22 protein-coding genes and 1 pseudogene are annotated in these 23,619 nt (G+C 50.4%); 15 read left to right on the top strand and 8 right to left on the bottom strand.

The window, feature by feature from the left end:
* Nucleotides 1-241 precede the first annotated feature (241 nt).
* On the top strand, nt 242-865 hold the full coding sequence (locus PGN_RS01615; protein WP_004583881.1) for a hypothetical protein: 624 nt from the start codon (nt 242-244) through the stop codon (nt 863-865).
* Between the two features lie 820 nt (nt 866-1,685).
* Nucleotides 1,686-4,151 (top strand): M14 family metallopeptidase, encoded by a 2,466-nt coding sequence (locus tag PGN_RS01610; protein ID WP_012457436.1) that lies wholly within the window; start codon nt 1,686-1,688, stop codon nt 4,149-4,151.
* 78 nt (nt 4,152-4,229) lie between these two features.
* Here PGN_RS01610 and PGN_RS01605 read toward each other — a convergent pair whose 3' ends face one another.
* Both PGN_RS01605 and fsa read right to left on the bottom strand, forming a co-directional pair.
* Entirely contained in the window at nt 4,230-5,528 is a 1,299-nt protein-coding gene (locus PGN_RS01605) for an exo-beta-N-acetylmuramidase NamZ family protein (RefSeq protein ID WP_012457435.1), read from the bottom strand.
* Complete coding sequence (gene fsa / locus PGN_RS01600) at nt 5,525-6,187, bottom strand: fructose-6-phosphate aldolase (RefSeq protein WP_004583877.1); 663 nt, start codon at nt 6,185-6,187, stop codon at nt 5,525-5,527. Before fsa ends, PGN_RS01605 begins: the two co-directional genes overlap by 4 nt.
* Nucleotides 6,188-6,295: 108 nt before the next feature.
* Here fsa and PGN_RS12295 point away from each other — a divergent pair, with 108 nt between their 5' ends.
* The 10 genes from PGN_RS12295 (at nt 6,296) to PGN_RS01555 (ending at nt 16,846) form a co-directional block, all read left to right on the top strand.
* Complete coding sequence (locus tag PGN_RS12295; protein ID WP_353558822.1) at nt 6,296-6,532, top strand: DUF1661 domain-containing protein; 237 nt, start codon at nt 6,296-6,298, stop codon at nt 6,530-6,532.
* Nucleotides 6,533-6,665: 133 nt separating this feature from the next.
* Complete coding sequence (locus PGN_RS01590) at nt 6,666-7,592, top strand: arginine deiminase family protein (protein ID WP_039417071.1); 927 nt, start codon at nt 6,666-6,668, stop codon at nt 7,590-7,592.
* A 45-nt stretch (nt 7,593-7,637) separates the two neighbouring features.
* Nucleotides 7,638-9,023 carry a DNA repair protein RadA gene (radA, locus tag PGN_RS01585; protein ID WP_012457433.1) on the top strand — a complete coding sequence of 462 codons (1,386 nt, stop codon included), beginning with the start codon at nt 7,638-7,640 and terminating at the stop codon, nt 9,021-9,023.
* A 61-nt stretch (nt 9,024-9,084) separates the two neighbouring features.
* Nucleotides 9,085-11,778: a transglutaminase domain-containing protein gene (locus tag PGN_RS01580; protein WP_012457432.1), complete on the top strand. Its 2,694-nt coding sequence runs from the start codon at nt 9,085-9,087 to the stop codon at nt 11,776-11,778.
* 180 nt (nt 11,779-11,958) lie between these two features.
* On the top strand, nt 11,959-12,597 hold the full coding sequence (locus PGN_RS01575; protein ID WP_012457431.1) for a MarC family protein: 639 nt from the start codon (nt 11,959-11,961) through the stop codon (nt 12,595-12,597).
* 3 nt (nt 12,598-12,600) lie between these two features.
* A complete protein-coding gene (locus tag PGN_RS01570) occupies nt 12,601-13,092 on the top strand; it encodes a 3'-5' exonuclease (RefSeq protein WP_012457430.1) in 492 nt (163 codons plus the stop codon).
* Between the two features lie 800 nt (nt 13,093-13,892).
* Nucleotides 13,893-14,360 carry an HU family DNA-binding protein gene (locus PGN_RS01565; protein WP_012457429.1) on the top strand — a complete coding sequence of 156 codons (468 nt, stop codon included), beginning with the start codon at nt 13,893-13,895 and terminating at the stop codon, nt 14,358-14,360.
* Nucleotides 14,361-14,869: 509 nt separating this feature from the next.
* Nucleotides 14,870-15,211, top strand: a complete 342-nt coding sequence (locus PGN_RS11735) for a DUF6122 family protein (protein ID WP_080504393.1) — start codon at nt 14,870-14,872, stop codon at nt 15,209-15,211.
* A gap of 15 nt (nt 15,212-15,226) precedes the next feature.
* Nucleotides 15,227-15,592, top strand: a complete 366-nt coding sequence (locus tag PGN_RS01560) for a hypothetical protein (protein ID WP_012457428.1) — start codon at nt 15,227-15,229, stop codon at nt 15,590-15,592.
* A gap of 168 nt (nt 15,593-15,760) precedes the next feature.
* Entirely contained in the window at nt 15,761-16,846 is a 1,086-nt protein-coding gene (locus tag PGN_RS01555; RefSeq protein ID WP_012457427.1) for an IS5 family transposase, read from the top strand.
* A gap of 292 nt (nt 16,847-17,138) precedes the next feature.
* On the opposite strand, the gene PGN_RS01550 is transcribed toward PGN_RS01555, so the two are convergent.
* From PGN_RS01550 to PGN_RS12290, 6 genes and pseudogenes are all read right to left on the bottom strand, one after another.
* The gene (locus PGN_RS01550; RefSeq protein WP_012457426.1) at nt 17,139-17,996 is read right to left on the bottom strand and encodes a hypothetical protein; all 858 of its coding nucleotides are present in this window, start codon (nt 17,994-17,996) and stop codon (nt 17,139-17,141) included.
* Nucleotides 17,997-18,009: 13 nt separating this feature from the next.
* Nucleotides 18,010-18,903 (bottom strand): hypothetical protein, encoded by an 894-nt coding sequence (locus tag PGN_RS01545; protein WP_005874255.1) that lies wholly within the window; start codon nt 18,901-18,903, stop codon nt 18,010-18,012.
* A gap of 33 nt (nt 18,904-18,936) precedes the next feature.
* Complete coding sequence (locus PGN_RS01540; RefSeq protein WP_005874251.1) at nt 18,937-19,389, bottom strand: DUF6108 family protein; 453 nt, start codon at nt 19,387-19,389, stop codon at nt 18,937-18,939.
* A 55-nt stretch (nt 19,390-19,444) separates the two neighbouring features.
* A complete protein-coding gene (locus PGN_RS01535) occupies nt 19,445-19,930 on the bottom strand; it encodes a hypothetical protein (protein ID WP_012457424.1) in 486 nt (161 codons plus the stop codon).
* Nucleotides 19,930-20,430 carry an RNA polymerase sigma factor gene (locus PGN_RS01530; RefSeq protein WP_021665844.1) on the bottom strand — a complete coding sequence of 167 codons (501 nt, stop codon included), beginning with the start codon at nt 20,428-20,430 and terminating at the stop codon, nt 19,930-19,932. The genes PGN_RS01535 and PGN_RS01530 overlap by 1 nt, the downstream gene beginning before the upstream one ends.
* A 232-nt stretch (nt 20,431-20,662) precedes the next feature.
* Nucleotides 20,663-20,740: pseudogene (locus tag PGN_RS12290) on the bottom strand (DUF1661 domain-containing protein); the annotation flags it as partial.
* On the opposite strand from PGN_RS12290, the gene PGN_RS12285 reads away from it, so the two are divergent.
* From PGN_RS12285 to PGN_RS01520, 3 genes are all read left to right on the top strand, one after another.
* Complete coding sequence (locus PGN_RS12285) at nt 20,736-20,831, top strand: DUF1661 domain-containing protein (RefSeq protein WP_077083464.1); 96 nt, start codon at nt 20,736-20,738, stop codon at nt 20,829-20,831. The pseudogene PGN_RS12290 and the gene PGN_RS12285 sit on opposite strands and share 5 nt — an antisense overlap.
* Before the next feature lie 147 nt (nt 20,832-20,978).
* On the top strand, nt 20,979-22,385 hold the full coding sequence (gene cobJ / locus PGN_RS01525; protein ID WP_012457422.1) for a precorrin-3B C(17)-methyltransferase: 1,407 nt from the start codon (nt 20,979-20,981) through the stop codon (nt 22,383-22,385).
* Complete coding sequence (locus PGN_RS01520; protein ID WP_012457421.1) at nt 22,378-23,619, top strand: bifunctional cobalt-precorrin-7 (C(5))-methyltransferase/cobalt-precorrin-6B (C(15))-methyltransferase; 1,242 nt, start codon at nt 22,378-22,380, stop codon at nt 23,617-23,619. Before cobJ ends, PGN_RS01520 begins: the two co-directional genes overlap by 8 nt.

Raw genomic sequence — 23,619 nt, 5'->3', positions numbered from 1 at the left:
TGTCGCACGGCATTTTCCGGGAGATTTCATTGTCAATTGACTGTTTTTCTGTGTCGTTATAGATATGAATACCTCAGCTCCTCTATGACTTGTGCGACACGCTCTACGGGTGAAAACGATACCGAAAAGATACTTCTTGATTTTGCAAAGGTCTCTTTCTCGCCTATTCATTATATTTTTGTGACTGTTTTACATTTTGAGGAGACAATCAACACAATTAAATAACTAAAAAAGAAAGAGTATGAAAAGAATGCTGCTGCTTCTCGTTGTATTATTGTATGGAATTGCAGGCCGATTGGCTGCACAAGACGTTATCAGACCATGGTCATTGCAGGTCGGAGCGGGATACTCCGATACGGAGAACATCCCGGGAGGATTCACCTATGGTTTCTATTTGGGAAAGCGTATGGGAAGCTTTCTGGAAGTGGGGCTGTCCATGTACAACTCCACACGTCAAACAGCCAACAATGCAGACTCCTTTGCATCGAACGAAGGAGACGGATCTTTTCAGGTAAATATGTCTTCTCCGAATGAGAAGTGGTCATTCTTCGATGCAGGCAGTGCCAACTGCTATATGATCGTCGTCGGAGTCAATCCTCTCCATCTGTTTTGGCAGAATAGCCGGCACAATTTGTTTCTGGCAGTACAAGCCGGCCTGTCCAATAAGCACAATATTCATTTCATCTATGGAGACAAGGGAGCCAAAGTCAGTATCTACACCAATTCGAATACCTACATCGGTTACGGAGCACGTGTAGCCTACGAATATCAAATTCATAAAAACGTGGGGGCGGGTGCCGCTGTAATGTACGACCACGGCAATAAGATGCTTACGGCCATGGCCACGCTCTCCACTCATTTTTAGTTGCCAAGGCTCAATCGGACATCGCTCCGAAATCCGAGCTTTCGTAACAAAACAAAAAAAACTTGCAGAAGTTAGACCTGCAAGGTTTTTATTTGGACTTTGATCCGGAAAGGCACCTTTTGAGACCGTTATACAATAACCCTCCCCCCCCTCATATCGATCAAGACAGATACATGCATTGATTTGACGAAGAAAGGAGAGCTTCATGCGATCTCTCTGCAAACCTCAAGTAATCTGAAAAACACTTAAGAATCAGCTCTGCGGCAAAAGACTTCAATGAAAGTCCTATAAAATAGTTGCAAATAGCTGATAGTTAGCGCATTGATGGGAGCAGAATCAGCTGACAATTGCGTCCTGCATCGTGCAGGAAGCAAGAATCAGCTGACAATCGCGTCCTGCATCGTGCAGGGAGCAAGAAACAGCCGACAATCGTTTCTTATTTCTCGCCTATTTGACGAGGAAAGGAGTACTTCTCTAATGGAAACTTGGGGAAATTTCTATTTGCTCGGTGCCCATATACCGAAGGTTTGACCTTTCCCGAAGACACTAAGAATCAGCTCTGCAGCAAAAGAACTCAATGAAACTCCCATGCAACAATCTCCTTTTGGGAACATCCCATCCTGAAACTATCAACTAAGTGGAATATGCAATTGACTTTTTAGGTTCAAAAAGATAATGGCATAGGAATATTTTTATCTTTGCGAGTACATTTAGCCCGAAAAATATGCTCCCACTGCCATAGCGTTATGCAAAAACCGAGCACCTTTTTCTCGCAAAAGGATACTGCAAGAATCCAATAACAAACATAATTATCCTATTTATGAAGAAAAAGAATTTTTTGCTTCTTGGCATTTTCGTTGCTTTGCTGACTTTCATCGGCAGCATGCAGGCACAACAGGCCAAAGATTATTTCAACTTTGACGAACGGGGCGAAGCCTACTTCTCATTCAAAGTGTCTGATAGGGCCGTTCTACAAGAGCTGGCTCTGATCATGTCCATCGACGAGTTTGACCCCGTAACCAATGAAGCCATTGCCTATGCCAGCGAAGAGGAGTTCGAGGCATTCCTGCGCTATGGGCTCAAGCCTACATTCTTGACTCCTCCATCCATGCAGCGCGCTGTCGAGATGTTCGACTACCGCTCAGGAGAAAAATACGAATGGAATGCTTACCCCACCTATGAAGCCTATATCAGCATGATGGAAGAGTTCCAAACAAAGTATCCATCACTTTGTACTACTTCCGTCATTGGCAAGTCCGTAAAGGATCGTAAACTGATAATTTGCAAGCTGACGTCCTCTGCCAATACAGGGAAAAAGCCTCGCGTGCTCTATACTTCTACGATGCACGGAGACGAAACGACCGGATATGTGGTACTGCTCCGACTCATAGACCATCTGCTGTCGAACTACGAATCCGATCCGAGGATTAAGAACATTCTGGATAAAACAGAAGTATGGATCTGTCCTTTGACCAATCCGGACGGAGCATACAGAGCCGGAAACCATACCGTACAAGGAGCTACTCGCTACAATGCCAACAATGTCGATTTGAACCGTAACTTCAAGGATGATGTAGCCGGTGATCACCCCGATGGAAAACCTTGGCAGCCGGAGGCAACTGCATTCATGGATTTGGAAGGAAACACCTCTTTCGTGCTCGGTGCCAATATACATGGAGGAACAGAGGTAGTGAACTATCCATGGGATAACAAAAAAGAAAGACATGCAGACGATGAGTGGTACAAACTGATCAGTCGCAACTACGCAGCCGCTTGTCAGAGTATTTCCGCCAGCTACATGACCTCCGAAACCAATTCGGGAATCATCAACGGTTCAGACTGGTATGTAATTCGCGGAAGTCGTCAGGACAATGCAAATTATTTCCATCGTCTGCGAGAAATTACCCTTGAAATCAGCAACACCAAGTTGGTGCCGGCCTCTCAACTTCCAAAGTATTGGAATCTGAACAAAGAATCTCTGCTTGCTCTGATCGAAGAATCCTTATACGGCATCCATGGTACAGTGACTTCCGCTGCGAACGGACAGCCTCTCAAATGCCAGATCTTGATAGAAAACCATGACAAGCGCAACTCCGATGTTTACTCCGATGCTACCACAGGCTACTATGTACGTCCTATCAAAGCCGGCACTTATACGGTAAAATACAAAGCCGAGGGTTATCCCGAGGCAACTCGTACCATTACGATCAAGGACAAAGAAACCGTCATCATGGACATTGCATTGGGCAACTCGGTTCCTCTGCCTGTACCCGATTTCACAGCTTCTCCTATGACCATCTCAGTAGGCGAAAGTGTCCAATTCCAAGATCAAACGACAAATAACCCCACGAATTGGGAGTGGACGTTCGAAGGCGGACAGCCTGCCATGAGTACAGAGCAGAATCCGCTCGTATCCTATAGTCATCCCGGTCAGTACGACGTTACGCTCAAAGTGTGGAATGCAAGTGGTTCCAACACGATTACGAAAGAAAAATTCATCACTGTCAATGCCGTTATGCCTGTAGCTGAATTCGTCGGTACCCCGACGGAAATAGAAGAGGGCCAGACGGTATCTTTCCAAAACCAATCCACCAATGCTACCAACTACGTATGGATATTCGATGGCGGCACTCCCGCTACCAGTGAAGACGAAAACCCGACTGTGCTTTACAGCAAAGCCGGCCAATACGATGTCACGCTCAAGGCGATCAGTGCTTCCGGTGAAACGGTGAAGACGAAAGAAAAATACATCACTGTCAAGAAAGCTCCGGTCCCTGCTCCGGTAGCCGACTTCGAAGGAACACCTCGAAAAGTAAAGAAAGGCGAGACAGTTACTTTCAAAGACTTGTCTACGAACAATCCGACTTCATGGCTTTGGGTGTTCGAAGGCGGCTCTCCTGCCACCAGCACGGAGCAAAACCCGGTGGTCACCTACAATGAAACAGGCAAGTATGATGTCCAGCTGACTGCCACGAACGAGGGCGGAAGCAATGTGAAGAAGGCAGAAGACTACATTGAGGTTATCCTCGATGACAGTGTCGAGGACATAGTGGCACAGACGGGTATCGTCATTCGTCCGCAAAACGGAACGAAGCAGATCCTCATAGAAGCCAACGCTCCTATCAAAGCGATTGTCCTCTATGACATCAATGGACGGGTCGTACTCAAAACTACTCCGAATCAGCTCCGCTCGACCGTAGATCTTTCCATCCTGCCCGAAGGAATCTACACCATCAATATCAAAACGGAAAAATCCGCTCGTACGGAAAAGATCCATATCGGGTAATCCGAGATCTGCTACACAAGAAAAGGGATGTCCGGTGGGGCATCCCTTTTCTTTTTGTCATAGCAAGCTCGTGAAGCATTATTCGGTCGGTGTGGGATAAAGCAGATACTTCTTCCGCAATTTGTGGTACTTGTCGAGATCCGATTGCCAAGAGGCTCGGATCTGCTCTTCTGTCCGGCCTTTTTCGATCTGCTGTGCCAATTCTTTCGTTCCTGCCAAAAGATTGAACATCTGTTTCCTGTTCACAAACTTGATGCCCTCCCGTCGAGCAGTCCGGTAATAACGGATCAGCAACTGAAGAGACAGACCCCGTGGAGCTTTTTCGCCTCGGAGATCGACACCGTAACAGTGTCTTCCTTTATAGAGTGGATTGCTATCCATACCGCGAATAGGTCGTGGAACGAAAACGAAAGAGCCGAATACTTTCTTGGGATAACCCAAGACCTCAAACGGGAAATCGGTCCCTCGCCCGACACTCATGATCGTAGCCTCGAACAGACAGAGCGAAGGATACCAGGCTATGGCATTCGCTGTAGGGAGATTGGGGCTCGGCTTCACCGGCAAGGCGTACTCCTGTCCATGCTTCCAACCCAGCATCGGAACTACAGTCAGATCGCACTTCATCTCCTTCTTGCCCAGCCAGCCCTCGCCGTTGATCATATTGGCCAGCTCTCCTATCGTCAGACCATGAAGAATAGGCAGCGGATCCACTCCGACAAACGAACGGCAATCATCTTGTAAGATGGGACCATCCACGTAGTCGTTCGGGTTCGGCCGATCAGTAACGATCAGCTTTTTCTGCTCCTCGGCACAAGCCTCCATCACATAGTGCAGCGTACTGATATAAGTAAAGAAGCGAGTCCCGACATCCTGCATATCGAATAGCAGCACATCGACGTCGGCCAACATTCGAGGAGTAGGTTTCTTGTTTTTGCCGTAGAGCGAAACGATAGGGATTCCCGTCCTGACATCCCGTTCATCCTTGACCGTTGCCCCGGCATCGGCATCTCCACGGAAGCCGTGTTCAGGCCCTAAGATCTTGACGACATTGACTCCCTGCCGAAGCAGATGGTCAAGAAGATGTTCCCGCTCCGTCCCCACCACACTCGTAGCATTAGCCACCAGTGCCACACGCTTGTCTCTGAGAAGAGGCAGGAGCAACTCTGTCCTCTCTGCACCGACAACTACTCGTACCTCCTCTCTTGGGGTTGCAACCGAAATCTCCTGCTCCGAATGAGCAGTCTGACTCCCGACCTCCTCACTCCTCGACGAATGCGCTGTCCCTGCAACTTGGCAACCGGTATAGGCCGAAAACGACATTAGCCCGCTGATGCAGGCTAATGCGATAGAATATTTCCGGAAAAAGCGAGGGATCATTTGCCTTCGTTTACTCGTCGATGATCTTCCAAAAAAGCCTTCAATCCACTATCCGTAAGAGGGTGCTTGAGCAGACCCTTGATGGCGTTGAGCGGGCAGGTAGCCACATCGGCACCGGCTTCGAGGCACTGAATAATGTGCTGCGTATGGCGGATGCTGGCAGCAAGCACCTCCGTCTCGTAGCGATAGAATCCGAACATAGCTACGATATTCTCCACCAGCTTGATGCCATCGCTGGCGATGTCATCCAATCGGCCGACGAACGGCGACACATACGAAGCTCCGGCTTTGGCGGCGAGCAGGGCCTGGCCTACGGTAAAGATGAGCGTACAGTTGGTACGAATGCCCTTATCGCTGAAGTATTTGATAGCCTTGATACCTTCGGCCGTGCAAGGCACCTTAACCACGATCTGCGGATGCAGAGCGGCCAACTCCTCGCCCTCGCGAATCATACCTTCGTAGTCCGTAGCTATCACTTCGGCACTCACATCTCCATCGACAATCTCACAGATGGCCAAGTAGTGCCTCATGCAATTGTCTTTCCCACTAATACCCTCTTTCGCCATCAGAGACGGATTGGTAGTAACGCCGTCCAAGACACCCATGTCGTTCGCCTCGCGAATCTGATCCAAATTAGCTGTGTCGATAAAGAATTTCATCGCTGTATCCTCTTTGTTAGATATTGATATTAAGTTTTTACAACTGCCCCAAAGGTAGGCATTTTTGGCCTACTCGATGAGGCATCCGCCACGTGTCCGAAGTTACCGATGGCACATAGACATCTTTTCTCTTTTGTCGTTCGGGAAAAAGACGGAATACGGTTGGAAAAGACGTGGCGCGAAAAATTTTTCGTTGTGGAGCGAGAAGTAAAAATTTTTGGAACCAAAACGAAAAATTTCTCGCGCGTGTTTTCGCCAAAACACGCACCGCAATCCGACCGTTTTCGGCTCGTAATCTGCCGACAACAGGAAACTCTTTTCATCGGTTCGTGTAGCTCCTTGTGAGAAAATGAAAATAAGGATATGCCCGAAAGGGAAATAAGATTCGGATTTACTACCGGTTACGGCGCGGAATACTCTCTTCTCTTTATTATCTTTGCCGGAAGCCTGACCTTTTTTATCCTTGCAGGCAATCCTAATGATGAAGATACTACCACACGTTACCAACGAAACGGCTCCCTTGCGCACTGTCGTACTGGGGTTGCCGGATTCGACCGGCGGAGCACCTGCTCTCGCCGACACCTACGATGCCAAGAGCTATGAATCCGTGTTACGGGGCACTTATCCTTCGGACGGGGATATCAAGATAGAGATGGATGCCGTACTCGATGTACTGGTGCGTCATGGCATAGAGGTGCTCCGTCCCGAGCCGATAGCAAACTACAACCAGATATTTGCCCGCGATGTGGCTTTTGCCATCGATGACAAACTCTTCGTATCGAACCTGATAGCCGATCGTGCCCGCGAGTCCGAAGCCTTTTCGCCCATTTGGGATTGTGTCGGAGAGAGCCATCTGGTACGCCTTAGCGAAGATATTCATGCCGAAGGCGGAGACATCCTGTTATATGACGATATTCTTTTCATAGGCACCTACCTTCAGAAGGATTATCCTTCCTTCAAGACGGCCCGAACCAATGCACGGGCTGTAGACTTCTTCCGCGAATTTTTCCCACACAAGACCATCATACCGATAGAGCTGATCAAGCACGACACCGATCCTATGCGCTCGGTGCTCCACCTCGACTGCGCTTTCCAACCCGTAGGCCGCGGCCGCGCCATAGTCTACCGCCAAGGATTCCTGCACTCTGAGAGCTTTGGTCTGATCACAGAGATATTCGGTGGCCGGGACAACCTGTTCGAGATTACACCCGAAGAAGCCTATATGATGAATACCAATATATTCTCCATCAGTCCCGACACGGTGATAAGCGAACGGAACTTTGTCCGTCTGAACAACCACCTGCGTGAGGCATGGGGGATGACCGTAGAGGAAGTACCCTACGCCGAGATCTCCAAGCAGGGTGGACTACTCCGCTGCTCCACGATGCCGTTGGTTCGCGAATAAATCCTCCCCTACTCCCATACAGCACCCTACGACAACAACTGAAGCATGGCTAAGGAGAAAACGATCTACGTCTGCCGTTCGTGCGGAACCAAATACGCCAAATGGCAAGGCAACTGCAATGCCTGTGGAGAGTGGAACTGCATTGATGAGGAAAAGGTGCCGGCACCGGCATCGGGCAAGCATGCAGCCAAGAGTTTTATGCCTCGGGAGCAGGACAACCGGCCAAGACTCTTACAGGATGTGGAGTCCGGCGATGAAGAGCGTATTCGCCTCGGCGATGAAGAGTTCGACCGCGTACTGGGTGGAGGAATTGTCAAAGGAGCATTTGTCCTACTTGGCGGCGAGCCGGGAATCGGTAAGTCCACGCTTATCCTCCAGACGGTGCTGCGTCTGCCGCAGTTGCGCACGCTCTACGTGTCGGGTGAAGAAAGTGCCCGACAGCTGAAGATGCGCGCCGAACGACTGGGGCAAGCCATGAATGAGTGCTACGTATACTGCGAAACGAATATAGAGAGGATACTCTCCCGTGCAGAAGAACTCACACCCGATCTCCTCGTGATAGACTCTATACAGACGGTCTATACCGAGGAAATGGAAAGCTCGGCCGGCAGCGTGGGGCAGATCCGCGAATGTGCCGCCTTACTGCTCAAATACTGCAAGACTACGGGTATCCCCGTCATCGTCATCGGACACATCACCAAAGAAGGTAGCATAGCCGGACCGAAGGTGCTGGAGCATATAGTGGATACGGTGCTCCTCTTCGACGGGGATAAGCATCATCTCTACCGGATACTCCGAGGACAGAAGAACCGCTATGGCAGTACTTCCGAGCTGGGGATATACGAGATGCGGCAGGACGGTCTGCGTGGCGTGGAGAATCCGAGCGAACATCTCATCACACGCAATAGGGAAGACCTCAGTGGCATAGCCATAGCCGTAGCGATGGAGGGCATTCGCCCGATACTCATCGAAGCGCAGGCTTTGGTCAGCTCAGCCATTTATGCCAATCCGCAGCGTTCGGCCACGGGCTTCGATATTCGGCGGATGAACATGCTCTTAGCCGTACTGGAGAAACGTGCCGGCTTCAAGCTCATACAGAAGGATGTGTTTCTGAACATTGCCGGAGGTATCAAAATAGCCGATCCGGCTACGGATCTGGCCGTTATCTCGGCAGTGCTGGCGTCGAGTCTGGACATCGTTATCCCGCCGGCCGTATGTATGACGGGCGAGGTCGGACTCTCCGGAGAGATACGTCCCGTGAGTCGCATCGAGCAGCGCATTACGGAAGCGCGTCGCATAGGGTTCAAAGAGATATTGGTGCCGGCCGATAATTTCCGGCAGGAAGATGCCGGCCGCTTCGGTATTCGGCTCGTGCCGGTCAGAAAGGTGGAGGAAGCCTTCCGCCATCTGTTCTCGAAAGGAAGAGAATAGAAAGAACGGAGAAAACACCTATCAGGAGAGAGCTACAATTTCCAAAAACATACAAGTAATAATGAAAGAGAACAAACTATTCCGCATCGGGATACTTGCCATCGTTGCCCTCTTGCTCACAGGATGCAAGGGGAGCGATACGCATTTTATCACCGATGCAGACTTCCGCAAACAGGTGCAAGAAGATCTGAGAGTAAAACGCGAAGCTCTATCCGAAGGCGATCTCTTCGAAGTGCTGGAGCGCGATTCGCTCCGTACCGAAGAGCGCGAAGCACTGGAGTTCCTGTATGCCTACATGACTCTGCCGGACATCGTGGACTACTCGGGCGACTTCTACTTGCAGAATGTACGCGAGAGCTTCCGCGCAAGAGAAGAAATGTCGTGGGGTAAGGAAGTGCCCGAACTGCTCTTCCGCCACTTCGTGCTGCCCATACGCGTGAACAATGAGAACCTCGACAGCAGCCGCATGGTGTTCTATGCCGAGCTGAAAGAGCGAGTAAAAGGTATGAGCATGAAAGAAGCCGCTCTGGAGGTGAACCACTGGTGCCACGAGAAAGCTACATACAGCCCCAGCGATCCACGCACTCGCTCTCCGCTTGCAACGGTGAAGAACGCTCTCGGACGTTGCGGTGAGGAGTCCACCTTCACGGTGGCTGCCCTGCGCTCGGTAGGTATTCCTGCCAGACAGGTCTATACGCCGCGCTGGGCACATACGGACGACAACCACGCATGGGTGGAGGTATGGGTAGATGGCAAATGGTACTTCATCGGAGCCTGCGAACCGGCAGCCGAGCTGAACGATGCATGGTTCAACAGCTCCGTTGTCCGCGCCATGCTGACGCATACGCGGGTCTTCGGCCGCTACGAAGGTCCGGAAGAGAAGTTGTTCCGCACGGCCAACTATACGGAGATCAACTGTATCGACAACTATGCCCCGACTGAAATGATCGAAGTCAAAGTCACCGACCGCTCCGGTGCTGTGGTGGAAGGGGCCGATATTCGTTTCTGCATCTACAACTATTCGGAGTTCTATCCCGTAGTGACGAAGCAATCCGATGCTCAAGGACAGGCTTCCCTGCGTGTAGGCAAAGGCGACATGCTCATCTGGGCAGCCAAGGACGGACTCTTCGGTTATGCCCTGTCCAAGGCCGACGATCGCAAACCGCTGGCCATCGCACTGGACAGCTTCGAAGCACAGCCCGAATGGGCCGATTTCAAAATCGTACCACCTGCAGGAGATCCCATCCCCACTACCTGCTCTCCACAGCAGATCAGCACGAACGACGCCCGTCTCCTGCGTGAGGATTCCATTCGGGCAGCCTATGAAGCCACATTCGCCACAGCCGAGCAGTCTGCAGCACTGGCTGCCGAATTGGGTGTGGATGCGCCTGCGCTGACAGGCATCTTACAAACGAGCCGCGGCAACCATGCCGACATCGAAGGTTTCCTACGCTCCGTAGAAGCCGGAAAAGCACGCCAAAGAGCAATGGATCTGCTACAGACCGTTTCGCCCAAGGACCTGACCGACACGCCGGAGTCGCTCCTCAAAGTAATCTTCCGCGACATGGCCGAGCCGGCTCCCGAAGCGGCAAGCGGTGAAGCGTACCGGCACCACCTGCGCTATGTGGCATCGCCTCGTATCTATACGGAGATGCTCAGCTCATTCGTCCCTACACTCCGCAGCATCCTCACCGCCAAAGAGCAGGAAGCCATGCGCCAAGATCCGGCCGAACTGGTTCGCTGGGTAAGCTCGAACATCCGTCTGGACACCCTCTACAACACACAGTACACCACCATCACTCCGGTCGGTGTATGGCGAGCCAAACGAGCAGACCTCCGCTCGATGGGGATCTTCTTCGTAGCCATGGCGCGCACACTCGGCATACCGGCCCGGTACGACGAGGTGACGGGCAAGATCCAATACAGCAAGGAACTGATGCCGCTGCGTTGGAGCGACGTGAATCTGCGCGAGAGCAAGACCGCCCTCAAGGAGCAGGGTTCGCTCGCATTGGATTATACACCGACAGCATTGGCCCCCAATCCCAACTACTACAGCCGCTTCACAGTGGCCGAGCTGCAACCTTCGGGCATCATCCGCACGCTCTATTATGATGAAAATGAACCGACTGACCTGAAGACGCTCTTCGACCGCCCCAAGGAAATGAATGCAGGTCATTATTTCCTCGTTACCGGTACGCGTATGGCCAGTGGCAGCGTATTGTGCCGGATGAGGAAGTTCACGGTAGAAGCCGGTAAGACTGCTCGCCAACCGCTCGAACTGCTACACGATTCGACCGACATTCAGGTGATCGGCTCCATCAATGCCGAACAGCTCTACCACGATCTCTCCCATGCAGAAGACCGCTCGCTCCTCTCTACCACTGGACGCGGCTACTTCGCGATGGCCATACTCGGAGCCGGTCAGGAGCCTACCAACCATGCTCTGAAAGATTTGGAGAAGGTGAAAGCCGACTTCGAGCAGTGGGGGCGCAAGCTGATCCTCCTCTTCCCCGATGCCGACGGACACAAGCGTTACAAACCGGCAGACTTCCCCTCCCTGCCCGAGACAGCCGTATTCGGACTGGATATTCAAGGCCGCAATGCCGCCATGATACGGGAGGCTGCGAACCTGCCTGATGCGACCAATCTGCCGATCGTCATCATCGCCGACTCATTCGGTCGTGTCGTATTCGTCCGTCAAGGCTATACGATCGGTCTGGGCGAGCAGATGATGCAAGTAATCCACCGCCTCTGATCCTCCACGCCGTTACTCGGTGTTTGCTGCCGGCACAGTCATCCCTCGATACTGTGCCGGCAGTACCTTTTTCGCCGATGGTTATCTTTCGATAGGGCGAAAAACGTTAATTTTGCGACTGTCAAGATCGTGACAACCAACCGGACCTTCCAACCTTAACTACTAAACAAATCAGAAACGATGGATTTTTTAGACAAAGTATTACAAGATTTGAGCCTTATCGACCTGAAAGAGATCATAGGCTCCTTCGTGATTCTATTCGTGGCAATCGATATTATCGGTGCTATTCCGGTAGTACTCAGCCTCAAGGACAGAGGCCAGTCCTTCCATAGCGGCAAGGCCACCACTTTCTCCTGCGTCATGATGCTCGCTTTCCTCTTCATCGGAGAGCCTATGCTGAACTTCTTCGGTGTGGACGTCTCTTCCTTCAGCGTGGCAGGGGCTATCGTCCTCTTCGTGATGGCCGTGGAGATGATATTCGGCGTGCAGATATTCAAGGACGACGGGCCTGCCGGCAGTGCCACCATCGTGCCGCTGGTATTTCCTCTCTTTGCAGGGGCAGCAACCTTTACCACCATCCTCACGCTGCGTGCCGACGGTATAGCGATGACCAACATTGCCATTGCCATCCTTATCAACGTGGCTATGATCTACCTCATGCTCCGTTTCGTAAACCAACTGGAGCGTTTCTTCGGCAAGGGCGGTATATACATCCTGCGCAAGTTCTTCGGTGTCATTCTGCTTGCCATCTCGGTGAAGTTCTTCACCGGCAATATCGTCAAGATCATCGAGACGATGAACGAAGCCTTGCAGAAGTAAGCGATGCTGGACTTTGCTGCCATAGATTTCGAGACGGCCAATGCCGAGCGGACGAGCGTCTGCAGCGTGGGCATCATCGTTGTACGAGGTGGCGAGATCGTACACCGTTATTACAGCCTGATTCGCCCCGAACCGGACTATTACAATTACCACAATACACGCGTACACGGACTGACCGCTGCCGACACCGAGTCGGCACGGATCTTTCCGGACGTGTGGGCCGAAGTGGAGCCTCTGATCGCAGGGCTTCCGCTCGTGGCACACAACAAGCCGTTCGACGAAGGTTGCCTCAAGGCGGTATTCAGGATGTACCGAATGGACTACCCCGACTACCCGTTCTTCTGCACGCTCCAGGCAGCACGCCGCCAACTGCGACACCTCAGCGATCATCGTCTGCCCGCCGTAGCCCAATGCTGCGGATATATATTGGCACAACACCACCAAGCCCTCGCAGATGCAGAAGCCTGTGCCGCCATCGCCCTGAAGCTCTTGTAGAAAACTTGCCATGGGAAACTTCATGCCTCTCTTTATCCACCGGGTGTTACAAGCGTTTCCATAACATAAAGTCGTTAATCTTATACAGGTCGGAAAAAGAGTTCGATCGTCTGAATATATTTTCTAACTTTGGCACTCTCTCAATTACATTTATCATCGGGAACCATGTATCGGGACATCGAAGCAAAGAAAACCACTTTCGCGGACGACTGCATACCAAGTCGTTCTTTGCGCTTTTTCCGTTTGAAATCCCCTCAAATCCTTACTACTGACGATAGCCCCGTAGCAGCTGTCGAAATGCCGAATAAAGGCATTTTACCCCCCCTATTTACATTTGTAAAGGGCTGACAAACAGCCTGTTACAACCTCTGCAAGGCCTCCATCGGGAAGTCTCGCAGCGTATCGGTTTTGCCCACTCATATCTCTTTTCGGAGCATCATCGGGCAGACGTTTGTCCGCACCTGAACAAAACCGCCGAAGGCCTGCAAATATCAAGTCTCCGCACTTTATACTTAAAAGCCTCTACCCTTTATAGTATAACCCCCCATGACTTTATAGTATCAAGTCTCCATACTTTATACTTAAAAGTCTCTACCCTTTATAGTATAACCCCTCAGGGCTTTATAGTATTACCTCCCCACGCTTCGTATCGGGAGGCATTTCGCCCTTCAAATCTCAATCCTTTCGGCCTTCGTGGTACCTCCCGGGAGATTTTCCCCGTGGTTGCACATCGTCATGGCTCAAGAAAAAGAACAACGTGAGAATAATCACCATAATTCACTTAACCAAAAAAAAACGAAATGCTGAACCTATCAGTCAAGAGCCGTCTCATGAAGATCGGCAAGCACAAGGACAAGACCATGTACTATGCCCAAATGGACAAACCCCGAGTAATCGAGTACGAGGACGTCATCAAAGACATTGCAGAGATGTCCTCCCTGACCACAGGCGATGTGCGCAATGCCATCGACCGACTCGCCTACTACCTCCAGCGCGAACTCACCGAGGGCAACACCGTCAGACTCGGACAGATCGGCACCTTCCGCGTGTCCGTTCCCTCGAAGTACGTAGAGACAGAGAAAGAGGTGAATGCCTCCATCCTCAAAAAGCCCAGAATCCGCTTCTATATCAATAACACGCTCTCAGCCGTAGCTGACAATATCCGTTTGGCTGTCTATCGCAACGGTCAGAAAGTAGATGACACCACCTCTCCCTCCACTCCGAGCGAAGGCGGTGGCGAACAAACCGGCGGAAGCGGCGGTCTATAATTGCAAATTTCTCATCCGTAGGCTGATGACAGCCTACGGATAATAATTAAATTACCATGTCAGATCGTTTAAAAATAGCAAGACGAGTTGTGCTATTTCCCTTGTTGTTATCAAATATTATTTATTGTTTTACTCGTAGAGGGAGCATACATTCTTAGTTTGGCTTTCTCTACCAATAATGTATGGGATTGGTAAAGCTTTTGATTCAAAAGATTAACAAATCGCCTTGACTCCACATACAGCAATAATAAAACAACTAAAAATACATAATAAAAAGGCTATTTTTGAAACTTCATTTCTGTTATATAGGATTATAGTCATCTTTCCTAAAATACGTTATGGTCCGAGCGAGTCCAATGGTTTGGGTCTTCTTACTGAGCTGCCTTTATGGACAGCTATATGCTCTCTGATTGTTTGTTTTCTTATTGCTAATCTGCAAAAAGACAACTAATGAAGACTATTTAGTGGAATATGCATCGTTTTAAGTATAATAAAATTATTAAGCTCAAATGAGTATCCAATTTATTGTTCACTATTCTTTCCATTTTTTTGCACCTCTATTGTTTGCCTTATTCTTTCAGAAAGGCAAACGCATAAAGGCTTATTTAATCATGCTATCCACAATGTTGGTAGATTTAGATCATTTATTGGCAACACCCATATTCGACCCAAACAGATGCAGTATCGGATTTCATCCACTGCATTCTTATTGGGCAATAGGATTTTATACGATACTTTGTGTCGTGCCACTAAAAAGATTTAATCTGCCTTGGTGGATACGCCCAATAGGGATAGGATGCCTGTTCCATATGTTCACTGATTTTCAAGATTATTATTTTTGGAATTTTTAACTCATTTTTTAGGTTATGAAAAAGACTAAAGCATTACTATTGATGTTTTTTTTAGCAATTTTCTCTTCTATCCAAGTAGAAGCACAACAAATCAATAAGACTTCTGTAGAAGAAACTAATACTCTTTCTAGCTTCGTAAAAAAACAAGATGTCAATAAATTTCTTGAGGCTTTTTGCAGAGAGTATTATAATTCTTGCTTCAAAGGAAGGACATATGTACAGAATTCATTATCAATAGCAAATTTTTCTGTTATAGATGAGAATAATATTAGAGCCAGTGGTACACATTCGTACAGAGGACGATTTGGAGTACTTTACGACAGTTATGATTTCTCTGCAATTATAACATTAGTGTCAAGTGGTATAGTGGTATTAAAATAGAGTTTAGGAAGAGATCTGCTCCAGACTTATTTAATGATGATTACTACTGGGAGACATGTGATAGGAGACCTTTGCACGGCGATTGGTGTGTATTTTGTTTGTTAATTCATTGTGTAATAGGGAGTTTTTTGTATATTTGAGTGTTAAAAACAGCATAATATTCCTCCCATGGCATACCAATCCAAGAATACCGATGAGCATGTAACATTTGCAGACGCACTCCTTTCAAAGCGTTATCGCAAAGCACAAAACGACTTCCTCAATCAGGTTGACACGCTTATCGATTGGCGTCCGATCAGGACGCTGATCAACAAGAAATACACGAAGCGACAAAATGCCATCGGCGCCCCGGCTTATGACGTGATTCTCTTATTCAAGATGTTGCTTTTGGAGACATGGTACAACCTCAGTGATTGTGCTTTGGAGGAGCGCATCAATGATTCAATCACCTTTTCCCGATTCTTGGGGCTGAAGATGGAAGAGGTATCTCCCGACCACAGCACCATCAGTCGATTTCGTTCGGCACTGACAGAGTTGGGTCTCATGGACAAACTATTGGCGCAGTTTAACAAACAACTTTCCCGCCATCACATTTCGGTCAGGGAAGGGGTGCTTGTGGATGCAAGCCTTGTGGAGACGCCGCATAAACCCAACGGAAGCATTACGATTGAAGTCGCAGACGACAGGCAAGACAATCGGAGCGAGGCGGAAAAAGAGGCAGAGGAGGATTATCAAAAACAGGTTGTCCGTCAGCGTAAAGGGACGGATGAAGAAGCCCGTTGGGTGTACAAACAAAAGCGTTATCACTACGGATACAAAAAGCATTGTCTGACCAATGTTCAAGGCATTGTTCAAAAGGTGATAACGACAGCTGCGAACCGCAGTGACACGAAGGAGTTTATTCCCCTATTGCAGGGTGCAAACATACCTCAAGGTACAGCCGTCTTGGCGGACAAAGGATATGCTTGCGGGGAAAATCGTTCCTACCTGCAAACCCATCACCTTCAAGACGGCATCATGCACAAGGCACAACGCAACAGGGCATTGACCGAGGAAGAGAAGCAACGAAACAAAGCAATCGGTCCGATACGGAGCACCATCGAACGCACCTTTGGCAGTATTCGCCGGTGGTTTCATGGCGGACGATGTCGATACCGGGGACTTGCCAAGACCCATACTCAAAACATTCTTGAAAGCATCGCCTTTAATTTATACAGAACCCCGGGGATAATTATGTCCTCATCCGTAGGATAAGGCATAACCCCCCTTGAGGAGCTCGTGCAAGTAGCTCCTCAAGGGGGGATTTACAACTACTTTCACTCCTTACTGCCACCCCTTTCACTCGCTCCTTTTATGCCAAGAACTCCTCTTCCCTCCATCTCCTTATTTTGCAAAGGTCTCGATAGAGTAATTAGGATATAGATGGACTATTTTTATCGGATACCTGTGTATCAATAGATAGCATGCGGGACAGATGAGGTATTAAAAACCTTATTCTGTCCCGCATCCGTTTTTGAGGTTTGTCCGAATAGATATGGGCGAGTATTTACAAGCTCAAGGACAAACCGATTGTGTAAGGATGGAGCTTGGGGCCTTTGCCGCTTCGGAAAAGCGGTGTCAGCGAGTAGGTGAAGAAAATCCCTGCGTTGCGATAGTTGATACCGGCACGGGCTTCGACCGAGAAGGTGTTCAGTTTGACCCTCCTCAACTTTTCCAGCCGGCCATCGGGGCCATCGGTCGTAGCAGCAGAATATACTTTGGCTCTCAATACAGGAGCTATATAAACAGTCAAGTTAGAACCGACCCCATTGAATGCCAATGCCGGCATGGCTTTCAGATATGCAGCAGTGAGTGTACATTCGGCTCGGCCGGGCACGTCCACTACGGTAGTCACTCCGTCGATATTCTTCAGCGTTTTGGAGTCGGTGATGCGGTAAATGTCGGCATCCCAACCGAGGGCATAAGTAAGCACCAGATACTTGTTCAGACGGTAGATGTCTCCGAAGATCTGAATCGAAACACGGTAGGAATGACTCCGACCTATGTCGGAATGAGAGTCATCGACCTTCAACTCACCCCATTCGAAAGAGCCGAAACCGTAGGTACCCCAAACGGGCATTTCCTTATCCCTGTTCGGCCGATTGATCAAAGTATTCCGAAAGCGTTGTTCGATGCTGCGACCATTGCGATAGACACCTCTGAATATCTTTTCGTTTCGGATCGTATCTCCGGAAGGCATGGACTCCTGTATAATTACCTCGAAATCGTCCTCACCATCCTTGATCATAATGGTTTTCTCCCCGGCACGAATCACCGTATCGCGAACGGCCGAAGGAAGGCTGTCGGCGTAAGAGGCAAGCACGGAGGACAGCAGTATAGCGGTGGTCAAAAAGAAACGTTTCATTGCTTTTTCGTTTTTAGAAGCCAAAACCGAAGCCGATGGCGAACATGCGTGTGTCAGGTCCTTTCCCACTGCGGAACAGGGGTGTAAGCGTATAAGAACCATAGAGATTGAAAGCACTGTAATTGATACCGACACGAGCTTCGAGGACGATAGGATTCAGGTTCAGATCGCGACCGTGTTTCTGGTGACTCTTGTTGTCCGGCAACCACACCTTAGAGCTGGAAGCCGTCTTGAACTTCAGCACCGGAGCGGCATAGAGGGAAAAGGAGCTGCGGCACTTCTTCATCATAAACGGTACGGCGACGTTCATATAGGTGATGTGCAGTCGGCTGTTGTCGTAAGTGACTCCTTCCGCAGCCGGGAGTACTTGGGTAAGCCCCTCGACATCCTGAAATGAATAATTGTTCTTCAAGTGAATGGAGTTGAACTCGATGTCCAGATTGGGAGCTATCACCAGCCAGTCATTGAGTCGGTACGAGACGCTCATCAAACCGAGCGTATAGCGAAGCGAAGAGCTGGCATTGATATGCTCGCCTGCAGAACCTGTCAGGTTCACGAATCCGAGTTTGAAAGAACCCGATCCAATGGAACGAATACGTTTGTCGCCGGAGCACTTGTTGCTTCTCGTAAGATTCAGAGGTACATCGAAGATCGTATTGCGGAAACGCTGTTCGATACTCCTCCCTTTGAGATATACTCCTTTGAATACTTGTTCGCTGCGTCCGCGCGTGCCGTCGGGATTGTAACGATAGAGCATGATGTCGATGTCGTCCTCGGTTTCGTTGATGACGAGTACTTTGTCCTCGATTCGGACAGTCGTGTCGGGAACTCCTTGCGCGGCATTGCCGGCAATAGCCGTTTGAGCGAAGAAGATACCGGCGAGGCCTAAGAGAAATGCTTTTTTCATAAGTGATCCTGTATTTTATATGTTAGTTGTTTATCAATTCTTGTTTTGCATCAGGAGCGATACCAGATCCTCGGAACCGATCTTACCCTCGATGTAGATGAGTGTGATACCGCGTTTAGGATTGTAGCGATAGAGTACATATCGGTTCAGACCGTTGGCCGGAGGCAATTCATAGTAGCCCGAAGTCAGGATACCGGAGTCTATCACTTCCTTGATACTCTTGGCAGACTTTCGATCAGCGGATACCGCAGCCTGTATCTTCTGCAGGCGTTTGCCCGGATCGCGCATGGTCAGGCTCTTGTACAGATGGATGTCGTATTCGACCAACATCTCACGGTTCATCACCACCATTGTCACATCTTTGGCTCGGCCGTAGTGGTCGAATACCCCTTGTACATGGGGCTGCGCCGAACTCTGTCCGTATGCCGAAGCAAGAGCCGTCAGGCACAGGAGCAGGGTGAACAGATATAGTTTGTACTGTTTCATCGTTTTTATTGCTGATACTGTTTTGTTCTGATTTATGTATTCGCTCATCTATCTGTCAAAGGTCGAAAAGCTCCTGTGCCAACTCCTCCCTATCGATGGATACAGCATCGAAGGCTTCCTGTGCATACAGTCGCACCAGATCGGGATCGTTCACACGCTCGCCGTTCACCACGGCGAAGGAACCCGTAGTCGGCAGTGGCTGATCCGCCACATGAGGCGATCGGAGAGCGATCGTCAGAGCGATGGCCGCTGCTACGGAGGCTCCTCCTACACTCCACAGGATACGTCTTGAGAGCAAGTTGCGGGTAGCAAGTTTCCGAGTGTCGGAAAGGAAACGCCCATCCACGGCACGCCTGCAACTGACATAACCGAAGAGGGGGCGCAAGTGCTCCCACTGCTCGGGCTGCTTGGCCGTAGCAAAATAGCGACGCAGGCGATCCTCTTCTGCTCCGGAGGTAAGCCCGTCGAAGTACTTATCTAACAATTGGCCGATTTCCGCTTCGGTCGGAACAGCTTTTTTGTTGAACCCTATTCGTTTCATCATCGTTTGAGTTGGAGAGCCAGTGCTGTACGCAGTGCGCGTCGGGCGCGGCTCAAGTTGGTATAAACGGCTTCGACCTTCACGCCTACGAGCCGGGCGATTACCTCGCTTTCGTAGCCTTCGATCTCTTTCAGCCGGAAAGTCATTCGCTGCAACGGAGGCAGTGCTTCGATAGCAGCTTCCACCAGACGCATGGTCTCGGATTGCTCCAGTACACCTTGGGGTGTAGGGGCATGATCGGAGAAAGGCAGATCGTCCTGTAGCGGTTCCATCCGTCCTTCTTTGCGGAGCATATCCAAGGCTATTCGCCGAGCAGTGGTCACAGCCACTGCTTCGATGCTGTCGTATCCGCCCAGCCGCTCTCGGTTGATCCACAGACGCATCAGAGCCTCTTGCGACACGTCGGCCGCAGCTTCCTCGTCGTCGAGGATGCTATATGCCACTCGTTTGAGTCGAGGGGCCAAAGGGGCTACGCTATGGGCGAATGCTTCTACTTCCATGCTTAAGTAATCGGGACAGGACCTCCGTTGCAAAGGTCTTTATTTACGAGACGCAGAACAAACCGGAATCTGTCATCCGATAGAGCAATTTTTTTGCCCTTCCCCGAATCTCATCCTTTCAGCACCCCATCGACGATCCGAAGCGTTACCTCATCCGATACTACTATTACTCTCTTCCGATACCGAACTCAAACCAAAGAGCATTGACACATCGGCTTATATCGGGATCGGTTTACGCGCCGGAATTTTTGTGTTCGTCGCTCCTCAAAACGTGGCGCGTAAATTTTTTGCTTCTGGTTCGGGAAATGAAAAATTCTCACGCCACAACGAAACAATTCTCGCGCCATTTTTTCAGAAAACACGCGCCGCAATCGGCGCATTTTTGGTTCGTGTTTCCATGACAGCAGGCTATAGACATTGGCGCGATCGGATCGATGTCGGGGCGTTATGGCTGCATGTCTTATTTCTTTACTTTTGTGGGGAGCGCAGGCGAACACTATTCGCCCGCCATCTCCATTCTTCCAATACCTTCATCTGTTTTCAGCAAAATGAATCGAGCACGAATCATCGTAGCCGGCATCGGTCCGGGAGGAGCATCGGATATTACTCCTGCAGTGCTATCGGCTATCGGCCGGTCCGACGTAGTCGTCGGCTATAAATACTATTTCCGTTTTATCGAACCTTATCTCCGTCCGGATACCCACTGCGTGGATACCGGCATGAAGAAGGAGCGGCAGCGTGCCGAGGAAGCATTCGGGTATGCCCTCAGCGGCAAGACGGTCTGCGTGATCAGCTCCGGCGATGCCGGCATCTACGGTATGGCTCCTCTTATATATGAAATGAAACGAGCCAAAGGCGTGGAGATGGACATCGAAGTGCTGCCCGGCATCAGTGCTTTTCAGAAAGCGGCTTCGCTGCTGGGTGCTCCCATCGGTCACGACCTCTGCCTGATCTCGCTGAGCGATCTGATGACCCCTTGGCCGATCATCGAAAAGCGCATAGTGGCAGCAGCCTCCGCAGACTTCGTCACAGCTATATACAATCCTAAGAGCGAGGGCCGATACTGGCAGCTCTATCGTTTCGTAGAGATCTTCATGCAGTATCGTTCGGCCGATACGCCCGTCGGACTTGTCCGTCAGGCAGGTCGGGAAGAGGAGCAGGTGACGGTGACGACTCTCGGCGAATTCGATCCCGAAGTGGTGGATATGTTCACTGTCGTACTCGTAGGCAATTCGCAGTCGTACTGCTACGAAGGGCACTTTATCACCCCTCGCGGCTACTACCCCGAAGAAGAGATCGAAGCCAAAGGTATCGGGCAGGAGATTATGATCAAGAGTTTCCGCACGATCGAGAAAGAGCTGCACCGTCAGGATTGGCCTTTAGACCACAAGTGGGCTTTGCTCCATGCCATTCATACCACAGCGGACTTCGATATGGAGAATATACTCTACACGGATGCCGGTGCGGTGGCTTCTCTGTATGAAATGATCGAAGCCGGACGGCTGCGCACGATTGTCACAGATGTGACCATGGTTACCTCCGGTATTCGCAAGGGGGCACAGGAGCGTCTGGGTGTGGAGGCCAAATGCTATCTGCATGATCCGCGCGTGGCAGAACTGGCCGCTCGTCACGGCATCACCCGAACGCAGGCAGGCATACGCCTGGCCGTGGAGGAGCACCCCGATGCTCTTTTCGCCTTCGGCAATGCACCCACAGCCTTACAGGAAGTGGCCGATCTGATCCGTCGAGGCAAAGCCTCTCCGGCCGGGATCATTGCGGCACCGGTCGGATTCGTCCACGTACAGGAATCCAAACATGCCGTGAAGCCGTTCCGCTCCATTCCGAAGATTATCGTCGAAGGCCGTAAAGGCGGCAGCAATCTGGCTGCCACGCTGGTCAATGCCATACTCTGCTATAACGATGCCGAACAACTCAGACCGGGGCGCGATGTGTGAAGCTACTTACGGAGGAGCTTCTCCTCAGATACGGCGACAGCGATTCGTCATACTCGGGATGAGCGATGACCCCCATCCTTTCTTCCCTCCTGCGGCTATGACAGCTATTGCTTCCGGCAAGGTATTCAGCGGAGGTAAACGGCATCATGAGATCGTGCGCGGACTACTCCCTGCGGATGCCGAGTGGATAGATATTACAGTACCGCTGGATGATGTATTTGCCCGTTATCGGGAGTTTGAGGAGATAGTTGTTTTCGCTTCGGGGGATCCGCTTTTCTTCGGCTTTGCCAATACGGTGATGAATCGGCTACCCGATGCTGAGGTTACGGTCTATCCCACGTTCAACAGCTTGCAGATGCTTGCTCATGCTCTTTGCATGCCGTACCACGATATGCGTATCGTATCGCTTACGGGCAGGCCATGGCATGAGTTCGACCGGGCACTGATCGAGCGGGCAGAGAAGATCGGCATTCTGACCGACCACGAGCATACCCCCTCCGCTATCGCAATGCGAATGCTCGATTACGGCTATGAGGACTATACCATGTCCGTAGGTACTCGGATGGGAAACCCCCAAGAGCAATGCTTGGACACGCTCTCCCTGCAGGAGGCAGCCGATCGCGACTTCGAACGCCCCAACTGCGTGATACTCTCGGCTACTCGGCCATTCGTTTGCAGTCGTGCTCCGCTCGGACTGTCCGAAAGTGCTTTCATGCCGCTCAACGGGCGAACGAAGATGATTACGAAGATGCCGTTCCGACTCGTTTCGCTCAGTTGTCTCGAACTGCACCGAGCCTCATCCTTTTGGGATATAGGTTTTTGTACGGGATCCGTTTCCATCGAAGCCAAATTGAACTTTCCTCATTTGCATATCACTGCGTTTGAGATCCGTCCCGAAGGGGCCGAACTGATGGCTGTGAACAGTCGCCGCTTCGGTGCACCCGGCATAGCCTACCGGATCGGAGATTTTATGGAGGAGGATATTTCTTCCCTCGCTCCGCCCGATGCCGTTTTTATCGGCGGTCACGGAGGCCGTCTTGTAGAAATGATTGCCAAGGTGCACAGCGTTATGACAAAGGGCGGCCTGCTGGTATTCAACTCCGTATCGGAAGAGAGTCGGCACCTCTTCCTGACCGGAATAGAAGTCTGTGGGATGGAGCTGCTCTCATCCATCCGACTGACGGCTGACGGCAACAATCCTATCGACATACTCCAAGCAAGAAAAAAAGAATAG

The sequence above is a fragment of the Porphyromonas gingivalis ATCC 33277 genome, assembly GCF_000010505.1.
Lineage (GTDB): Bacteria > Bacteroidota > Bacteroidia > Bacteroidales > Porphyromonadaceae > Porphyromonas > Porphyromonas gingivalis.
This window is presented reverse-complemented; position numbering and strand designations above follow the sequence as displayed.